Source organism: Amnibacterium sp., assembly GCF_036559085.1.
Lineage (GTDB): Bacteria > Actinomycetota > Actinomycetes > Actinomycetales > Microbacteriaceae > Amnibacterium.
This window is the reverse complement of the sequence record NZ_DATBTU010000042.1, coordinates 1-9,078: the sequence shown is the minus strand read 5'-3', so window position 1 is coordinate 9,078 and position 9,078 is coordinate 1. Positions and strand designations below refer to the sequence as shown.

9 protein-coding genes are annotated in these 9,078 nt (G+C 73.2%); 5 read left to right on the top strand and 4 right to left on the bottom strand.

From position 1 onward, the window contains the following. On the bottom strand, positions 1-258 hold a 258-nt coding region (locus tag VIG76_RS07330; protein ID WP_331952633.1), incomplete at its 3' end, for an SDR family NAD(P)-dependent oxidoreductase. Between the two features lie 23 nt (positions 259-281). Next, complete coding sequence (locus VIG76_RS07325; RefSeq protein ID WP_331952631.1) at positions 282-1,226, bottom strand: glycoside hydrolase family 25 domain-containing protein; 945 nt, start codon at positions 1,224-1,226, stop codon at positions 282-284. A 277-nt stretch (positions 1,227-1,503) separates the two neighbouring features. Between VIG76_RS07325 and VIG76_RS07320 the strand changes: the two genes are divergently transcribed. From VIG76_RS07320 to VIG76_RS07300, 5 genes are all read left to right on the top strand, one after another. Further along, positions 1,504-2,499, top strand: a complete 996-nt coding sequence (locus tag VIG76_RS07320; protein WP_414640617.1) for a nitrilase-related carbon-nitrogen hydrolase — start codon at positions 1,504-1,506, stop codon at positions 2,497-2,499. Further along, positions 2,496-3,518 (top strand): agmatine deiminase family protein, encoded by a 1,023-nt coding sequence (locus tag VIG76_RS07315; RefSeq protein ID WP_331952629.1) that lies wholly within the window; start codon positions 2,496-2,498, stop codon positions 3,516-3,518. Before VIG76_RS07320 ends, VIG76_RS07315 begins: the two co-directional genes overlap by 4 nt. An 82-nt stretch (positions 3,519-3,600) precedes the next feature. Beyond that, positions 3,601-5,262 carry a serine/threonine-protein kinase gene (locus tag VIG76_RS07310; protein WP_331952627.1) on the top strand — a complete coding sequence of 554 codons (1,662 nt, stop codon included), beginning with the start codon at positions 3,601-3,603 and terminating at the stop codon, positions 5,260-5,262. Positions 5,263-5,435: 173 nt separating this feature from the next. After that, positions 5,436-6,074: an HAD-IA family hydrolase gene (locus VIG76_RS07305; RefSeq protein WP_331952625.1), complete on the top strand. Its 639-nt coding sequence runs from the start codon at positions 5,436-5,438 to the stop codon at positions 6,072-6,074. A 20-nt stretch (positions 6,075-6,094) separates the two neighbouring features. Further along, positions 6,095-6,295, top strand: coding sequence for a DUF6582 domain-containing protein (locus tag VIG76_RS07300; protein ID WP_331952623.1), 201 nt, complete (start codon positions 6,095-6,097; stop codon positions 6,293-6,295). A 12-nt stretch (positions 6,296-6,307) separates the two neighbouring features. Here the strand turns inward: VIG76_RS07300 and VIG76_RS07295 are convergent, their stop codons facing one another. Beyond that, the gene (locus VIG76_RS07295) at positions 6,308-7,303 is read right to left on the bottom strand and encodes an aldo/keto reductase (RefSeq protein ID WP_331952635.1); all 996 of its coding nucleotides are present in this window, start codon (positions 7,301-7,303) and stop codon (positions 6,308-6,310) included. Positions 7,304-7,451: 148 nt separating this feature from the next. Then, the coding region (locus VIG76_RS07290) for a penicillin-binding protein (protein ID WP_331952621.1) at positions 7,452-9,078 on the bottom strand (1,627 nt) is incomplete at its 5' end.

Here is a 9,078-nt window from a genome sequence, read left to right as displayed (position 1 = left end):
GAGGTCGCCGAGCGCCTGGACGAGCGCGGCGACGCCCTCCTCGGTCTCGAGCCGCGCCACGACGCCGGTCGCGCGGACGCCCTGCGCGGTCAGCTCGGCCACGCGGTCGTGGATCCGATCCGTGGTCGAGGTCACGACCAGGTCGGCCCCGAGCCGTCCGAGCTCGAGGGCGGTGGTGAACCCGATGCCGGTGGGGCTGCCCGCGCCGGTGACGAGGGCGGTCTGCCCGGCGAGGTCGAAGGAGGGCGGCAGCGTCATCCGGCCACGGTAACCGGGGCGGCCTACCGAGGGACGGCGACGTCGACGTCGACGCCGCCCTGGACGACCTGCACGAGGGTGATGCGGCCGTGCGGCGTGAAGGGAGCGAGGTCGGGGGCCGCCCTTGCGGCCTCCGCGGGGGTGCCGGGCCCGATCGGGTACCATTCGTCGAGCCGGTCGAGCGGGCTGCCGCGACGCAGGTCTCCGACGATGTCGCCCCAGAAGAGCAGGTTCGAGTAGATCCCCGTCGAGGCACCGAGTCCGCCGTCCGCGGGGGCGGCCGTGAAGTAGGCGGCCATCCCCTCGATGATCGCCTCGTTGAAGACCGGGTCGTCGCTGAAGTCCCGCTCCGTCTCCACGTCGATCCACCACCGTCGGGTGGCGCCGTCGACGACGCCCGGGATCGCGGCGTCGAACCGCGCGGTCGACCAGCCGAAGACGTAGGCGCAGGCGCGGTTGTCGTGCTTCCCGTCGCAGCGGGTGCCGTAGGCCGCGGGGATGCGGATGCGGCGGCCCGCGACCGTCGCAGAGGACGGCCAGCGCGGCTTCGCCCACCTGCGCTCCGCGGGCTGCCAGGGGTCGGCGGCCATCACGTAGTAGCCGACCGAGGTCGGGCCGCCCGTCGCCGTCGCGGCCCACTCGAACGTCTTCCGCAGGCAGCCGCTCACCGTGCCGGGCTCGCCGTCGTTCACGCCGACGATCGCGAACGCCGGATGCGGGACGGCACGGGCGGTCTTGGCATGGCAGTTCGGCCAGGACGCGTCGCCGCCGACGATCGGCGGTGCGACCGCCGCGCGCGCCGAGGTCCGCGGTGCCGCGGTCGACTCCTGCGAGGGCAACGACAGCAGCACGACGGCGAGCACGCCGAGCCCCACGGCGATCGCGAGCGCATGCAGCCCGGTCGGCCCCTGCTTCCGTCCGCTCCCCCGCCGACGGCGACCGCCGGTGCGTCGAGCGGGAGCGGCCATGCGCCCAACGGTGCCAGACCCGGCCGGTGCCGTGGGCGGCCCGCCAGGGCGTTTCCGGACCTCGCCCGCGAGGCACCCGATGGGTGAGTTGCCACTTCTCGCCCTTGAAGCGCCCCCACAAGGGCGAAGAGTGGCAACCCACCAGACGAGATGCCAGCGAGTCGGCGCCCACCCACACGAGTTGCCACTTCTGGCCCTCGAAGCACGCTCTCGAAGGCGGAAAGTGGCAACCCACCCCATCACCACCACGCGAGCGCGGGTCCGAGAGGATGTCAGCGTGCAGCTGATCGTCGCCCCGTCCCTCCCCTCCCCGCTCCGCACACCCGACACGACTGCGCAGCCCCCGCTCCGGGTGGCGCTCGTGCAGCACGCCTGGCGGCCGGACCCCGACGAGCTCACGGCCGAGCTCGGGGATGGCATCGCCCTGGCGGCCGGCGCGGGCGCGAAGGTCGTCTTCCTGCCCGAGCTGACGCTGTCCCGCTACCCGGCGGACACGCCCGCGGCCGGGATCGCCAAGGAGTCGGCGGAGCCGCTGGAGGGCGGCCCGACCTTCGCCTTCGCCGCGGAGCAGGCCCGCCGCCACGGCGTCTTCGTGCACGCGTCGGTATTCGAGCGGCCCGCGGACGACGACCGCCCGGAGGACCCGCGCGGCTACAACACCGCGTTCCTCGTCGCGCCCGACGGGCGGCTCGCGGGCCGGACGCGCAAGACGCACATCCCGATCACCGCCGGCTACTACGAGGACACCTACTTCCGGCCGGGCGACGCGACGGGCGCGTATCCGGTGCACGAGCCGGCCGGCCTCGGCGTGCGGCTCGGGCTGCCGACCTGCTGGGACGAGTGGTTCCCCGAGGTCGCGCGCCTCTACGCGCTCGAGGGCGCCGAGGTGCTGGCCTACCCGACGGCGATCGGCTCCGAGCCGGACTTCCCGGCCTTCGACACGCAGCCGCTCTGGCGGCAGGTCATCTTGGCGAACGGCATCACGAGCGGCCTCTTCATGGTCGTCCCGAACCGGTACGGCAGCGAGGGCGCGATCACCTTCTACGGGTCGTCGTTCATCTCCGACCCGTTCGGCCGCGTGCTCGCCGAGGCGCCCCGGGACGCGTCCGCGGTGCTCGTCGCCGACCTCGACCTCGCGCAGCGCCGCGAGTGGCTCGCACTCTTCCCGTTCCTGCTCACCCGCCGGCCCGACAGCTACGCCGCGCTCGCCCGCGAGGTCGACGCGGCGCGCCACGGGTTCGGCACGATCCCGACGTTCGGATCCGTCGCGTGAGCTGGCGGATGCCGGCGGAGACCGCCCGCCAGGAGCGGCTCTGGATGTCCTTCCCGCGGCCGAACGCGACGCTCGGTGACGGCGAGGACGCCGAGGAGGCCCGTCGCGCGTGGAGCGCGGTGGCGCACGCCGCGCTCGAGTTCGAGCCCGTCACGATGCTCGTCGACCCGGAGACCCGGGCGGACGCCCGCCGGCACCTGTCGGCCGACATCGACGTGCTCGAGGTGCCGCTCGACGAGTACTGGCTCCGCGACAGCGGGCCGACGTTCGTGGTCGGCGAGGACGGCCGGCTCGGCGCGGTCGACTGGATCTTCAACGGCTGGGGAGCGAACGACGACTGGACGAGCTGGGAGCGGGAGCAGCGCGTCGCCCGCACGGTCGCGGAGGCGGCCGGCGCCGAGGTCGTGCCGTCGCTGCTCGTCAACGAGGGCGGCGCCATCCATGTCGACGGCGAGGGCACCGTGCTGCTCACCCGCACCGTGCAGCTCGACCCGAAGCGCAACCCCTACGCCGACGAGGCCCGCGTCGAGGCGGAGCTCGCCCGGACCCTCGGCACCCGGCATGCGGTCTGGCTGCCGCGGGGGCTCACGCGCGACTACGAGCGCTTCGGCACCCGGGGCCACGTCGACATCCTGGCCACCATCCCGTCGCCGGGGCGGGTGCTGCTGCACGAGCAGCGGAACCCCGCGCATCCGGATGCCGCGGTCTCCGCGCTGCTGAAGGAGACCTTCGAATCCGCCGTGGACGCCGCAGGACGACCGTTCGAGATCGTGCCGCTGGCCGCGCCCGAGACGCTCGCCGATGAGGACGGCTTCGTCGACTGGTCGTACGTGAACCACGTCGTCGTCAACGGTGGCGTGATCGCCTGCGGATTCGGCGATCCGGCCGCGGATTCCCGGGCCGCGGCGATCCTCGGCGAGGCCTATCCCGGCCGCCGCATCGTCACCGTCGACGCCCGGCCCGTCTTCGCGCGCGGCGGCGGCCTGCACTGCATCACCCAGCAGCAGCCCGCGATCTGATCCACGTCGACACGCCGTCCGTCACCGGATCGACCTCATCGCTCCCTGTCTTCGGGGAGCCCAGGTGCGGAAGAATGACTCCGTGGGGAACGAGCGGGGTCTGGACGAGCCGGTTCCCGGCGACATCCTCGGCAACCGCTACGAGATCCTCGAGGAGATCGGCCGCGGAGGCATGGCGACCGTCTACAAGGGCCGTGATCTGCGGCTCTCGCGGAAGGTCGCCGTCAAGGTGTTCCGCGGCGGCTTCGCGGATGCGGTCGACCCGCGGCGCACGACGCAGGAGATGCAGCTGCTCGGCGGGGTGAACCACCCCGCGATCGTGTCGGTCCTCGACGCGTCCAACGGCGACGAGCGCTTCGGCTCCTACCTCGTCATGGAGCTGGTCGTCGGCGACGACCTCGGCGCCCTGCTGAAGCGGGCGCGCGGCCCGCTGTCGGCGGACTTCGCACGGCGCATCGTCGGCGACGTGGCGAGCGCGCTGCAGCTGCTGCACGAGAAGGGCGTCGTCCACCGGGACGTGAAGCCGGGCAACATCCTCGTCAGCGCCGGCGCCGGCCAGGGACTGTCGGGCGTGACCGCGAAGCTGACGGACTTCGGCATCGCCCAGATGGTCGACGGTGCCGCGCTCACCGCGAGCGACTCGATCCTCGGCACCGCCGCCTACCTCAGCCCCGAGCAGGTGCGCGGCTCCCGGCTGCGGCCCGCGAGCGACGTGTACTCGCTGGGCCTCGTGCTGCTCGAGACGCTGACCGGCCGCCGGGCGTTCCCCGGCCCCGCCGCCGAGGCCGCCGTCGCCCGGCTCACCCGGCCACCCGCCCTGCCGATCGACGCCTCCCCCGCCCTCGCGGACCTGCTGTCGCGGATGACCGCGCTCGACCCGTCCGCCCGGCCACGCGCCGAGGAGGTGGCGGCCGCGCTCCGCGGCGATCTCGCCGGGGCGATCACCGCCCCGGACGCGGAGCACACCGCCGAGGTCCCGCGGGCGGTGCTCGCCGGTGCCGGCCCCGTCCTGGCGGCCGCGGCGATGGCGGCTCCCGCCGAGACGTCCCTCGCGGAGGCGTCCTCCGCCGAGGAGGACGCGACGCTGCCGCACCCGAGCCTCTGGACGCCCGCGGCGGGCATCCCCCTCGGCCCGCGCCCGATCGCCGACACCGGCGCCCGGCCGCTCGTCGTCCCGCCGATCGAGGAGCCCCGCCGCCGCTTCCCGACGCTGCTCGCCGTCGGCGCCTCCGCGCTCGCCGCGGCGGTCGCCGGGGTGATCATCACCTCGAGCACCGGTCTCTGGAACCCGCCGAACCCGGCCGCCGCCGTGAACCAGGCCGGCGCGAAGGACGGCGTCACCGCGAACACCCCCGCACCTGTCGCCACCGACGGCGGTCAGGTGACCCCCCTGCGCGCCGCGACCGGCGGCGACGTCGTCGCCACGACCCCCCACGCACGCAGCTCCCCCCGCGCGTCGCCCAGCCCGTCGAGGCCCACCCCCTCGCCGGCGCCGACGACGGGATCGAGCTCGTCGCCGACACCGAGCGCGGTGCCCACATCGCCGTCCCCGTCCCCGGATCCGTCCAGCACGGTGCCGGGATCCGCGCCCAGCCCGACGACCACCCCGACGTCGACATCGACCCCGAGCGGGTCCTCGACGCCGCCCGCGGCACCGCCGAGCCCGGCGCCGACCGGTACCTCGGGCGCCGGCGCCACGGCATCGGCGGATCCGTCGCAGCAGACGGTCCTCGCGGCGCCCTGAGCGGAGGCCAGCGCCTCCTCGAGCGTGCGCGCCGGATGCCCGGTGAGCGCCCGACGTGTCTCGTAGGCCTCGGCGATCGTCTGCGCCCCGTACCGGTCGGGCGACGGCGGCCGCCCGGCCGTCGCCGGCGGAACCACGGATCACGCCCGAGTTCCCGTCGATAGGCTCTGACCATGCCGACCGTCCGCGCCGTGCTCCTCGACCTGGACGGCACCCTGATCGACTCGACTCCCGCCGTCGCGCGCTCCTGGGCCCGGTGGGGCGAGGAATGGGGCGTCGGCGACGTGTTCGCGAGCCACGAGCACGGCCGTCCGGCGCGCGACATCGTGGCCGAGCACATGCCGCCCGGGCAGGTCGACGCCGCGTTCCGGTCGATCGAGGCGATGGAGGTCGCGGACACGGAGGGCATCATCGTGCTGCCGGGCGCCCGCGAGCTCCTCGATGCGCTGCCCCGCGACGCGTGGGCGATCGTCACGTCCTGCAGCCGGCCGCTCGCCCACGCCCGCCTCGCCGCGGTGGGCCTCGAGCCGCCCGTGCTCGTCACCGCGAGCGACACGGCGATCGGCAAGCCGGCCCCGGATCCCTACCTCGAGGCCGCGCGCCGGCTCGGCGTGGATCCCACCGACTGCCTCGTGGTCGAGGACGCCCCGGCCGGGATCATCGCCGGCCGCGCGGCCGGTGCGACGACGCTCGCGGTCGAGGGCACGGTCGATCCGGCGCTGCTGCAGGCCGATCTCGTCGCGCCGAGCCTCACCCACGTCGCCGTCACCGTGCTCCCGGACGGGATCCAGGTGACGCTCCTACCGTCCTGACCGGATGGAGAGGAGCGGCCATGGGCAAGCTGAGCGCTGCGGACCGCAAGAAGCTGAAGGACTCGGACTTCGCGGAGCCCGGCAAGCGGAAGTATCCGATCGAGGACGAGACCCACGCGCGGGACGCCCTGGCGAGGGTTTCCCAGAACGGCAGCGAGGCCGAGCAGAAGCAGGTCCGCGAGAACGTCGAGAAGCGCTACCCGGAGATGGGCGACGACTGACCCGCCCGGCCGCTACCAGCGCTCGTGGATCGCGGCCCGGAACCAGGTGTCGTAGAGGTCCCGAACCCCGGCGGTGAACGCGTCCGAGAGCGCCGGCAGCGAGGCCGCCGCCGCGTTCGACCGCGCCTGCTCGGGGTTGCGGGCGCCCGGGATCACGCTCGTCACGCCGGACAGCTGGGCGACCCAGGCGATGGCGGCCTGCGCCGGGGTGGCGTCCGCGGGTCCGTGCTCGCGCACGAGCGCGGTGAACGCGGCGGCCGCCCGCACGCCGGCCTCGTACTCGACGCCGGAGAACGTCTCCCCCTGGTCGAAGGCCTCGCCGTGCCGGTTGTAGTTGCGGTGGTCGTCGGCGCCGAACGTCGTGTGCTCGTCGTACTTGCCGGAGAGCAGCCCGGACGCGAGGGGCACGCGGGCGAGGATGCCGACGCCCGCGGCCTGGGCGGCCGGGAGCACCTCGTCGAGCGGCTTGAGCCGGAAGGCGTTCAGGATGATCTGCACGCTCGCCACGTGGGGTCGGGCGATCGCGGTGAGCGCCTGGGCGGACTCCTCGACGCTCACGCCGTAGGCCGCGATGGCCTGCTCCTCGACGAGGGTGTCGAGCGCGTCGTAGACGGCGTCCGAGGAGTAGACCGCGGTCGGCGGGCAGTGCAGCTGCACGAGGTCGAGGGTGTCCTGGCCGAGGTTGCGGCGCGACCGGTCCGTCCACTCGCGGAAGTGGTCGAGCGTGTACGCCTCGGGGACCTGCTCGACGCGGCGGCCCATCTTCGTCGCGACGGTCAGTGGCACGGACGGGTTCGCGGCGCGGAAGGCGCCGATGATCCGCTCGCTGCGGCCGTCCCCGTAGACGTCGGCGGTGTCGAACAGGGTGACACCCGCCTCGACGCTCGCCTCGAGCACCGACCGGGCGTCGTCCTCGCTCACGTCGCCCCAGTCGCCGCCGAGCTGCCACGTGCCGAGGCCGACGGCGGAGACGGAGCGGCCGGTGCGGCCGAGGACACGGGACGGCAGGGAGGTGCTCATCCGTCCAACCTACGGCCGGGGCGGTGAACGCGCTCCGCCCAGGCCGCCCCGGCGCGGACGACGGGCCACCTCGGGCGGACCGGGCGTCCGATGACGCCCGGATGTGTCCGAAGTGGCCCGTCCGACAGCGCAGCAGTTAGCCGGCGCTCGGAATGATCGTCACCTCGGTGTGGGCGGGCGGCGAGGAGCCGACGGCGGGGCTCGTCCCGACGATCTGGCCGGCCGGCAGCGTCGACTTCACCGGGGCACCGATCGCCCAGGCGTATCCGGCGGACACGAGGGCCGCCTCGGCCGCCGACTTCGACATGCCCACGACGTTCGGGACCTTGCCGGTGCCACCGGTGGTGGGCGCCGTCGTCGTGGCGGAGGGGACGCCGGTCAGGTACTGCGACTCGGGCTGCGGCCAGCTGGTCGCACCGCCGTAGACCTTGTTGACCTCGGTCTGGATGCCCTTCCAGAGGCAATGCCGCTGCACGGCCGCCTGCGACGAGTAGCCCGCCGGGCAGTAGCCGAGATTCGTCCGGCGGAGGTCCTGGTACCCGTTGATGTTGCCGACCCAGACGGCCGTGGTGACCTTCGAGGTCGTGCCGATCATCCACGTGTTGGCGTTGCCGTCCGTCGTGCCCGTCTTGCCGAACTCGTAGATGCCGTCGCTCGTGTTATCGCCCGCAGCGGTCCCGCTCTGCATCACGGCCCGCAGCGCGTATGCCGCAGCGATCGCGACCTGCGGGTCGACCGACTGGCGGCAGGACGTCTTCGGCACGGCGAGGTCGCTGCCGTCGGCTTTCACGACCTTGTCGATCGCGATCGGGGTGCAGGTCTTGCCGTTGTTCGCGATCCCCGCATAGGCGGTCGCCATCGTGAGCGGTGCCACGTAGTTGGTGCCGATGATCGAGGAGGGGTTGGCCTGGAGCCGGCCGCCCTTGGCCGGATGCACGTCGAAGGACTCCGCCGTCTTGCGGATGTCGCAGAGGTCCAGCTGCTGACCCATTGTCGCGAACGCGCCGTTGATCGACAGGGCGGTGGCCTGGGTGACGCTGTGCAGGCCGTTCTCGGCCGTGCCGGCGTCGTTGCCGACCCTCCAGGGACCGTCCTGGGTGTCCGGCGACCCGCAGAGCTGGAACTGGTCGGCGGGGATGGTGCGCTGGTCCGAGTTGACCTCGGCGTTCAGCGTATGGCCGGTCTTCAGCCAGTCGAGCAGTGTGAACAACTTGTAGGTCGACCCGGGCTGGAGGCCGCTGGAACCGCCGTAGGCGTAGTCCGTGTTGAGGTTGACAACCATGTTGTCGCGGCCGGTGCTGTTGTTGTAGTTCTTGTTCTGCACCATGGTCACGATGCGACCTGTGCCGACCTCGATCGAGGTCGCGGTCGCGCCGACGTCGAACACGTTCGAGTGCTTCGGGATGTAGGTGTTCATCACCGACTGGGCCTTCTTCTCGAGGTCCAGGTTCAGCGTCGTGTAGACCTTCCAGCCTGCGCTCTGCAGGTTCGCGTAGCGGGTGTCGTAGTTCTTGCCGAACGCCGTGTCGTTCAGGATCGTGTTGACGACGTAGTCGCAGAAGTAGCCGGCCACACCCGCGCCCTGGCAACCGCTCTGCGGCGCCGTGATGTGCGGCTTGACCGGCGTGTGCACCGCCGTGTCGTACTGGGCCTGCGTGATGAGCTTGTGGCTGAGCTCGTTGGCGAGGATGTAGTCGCGCCGCGTGGTGTTCGGGGCGATGTTCGCCTTCTCGTCGATCCGCAGCACGTTCGGGTTGTTCACC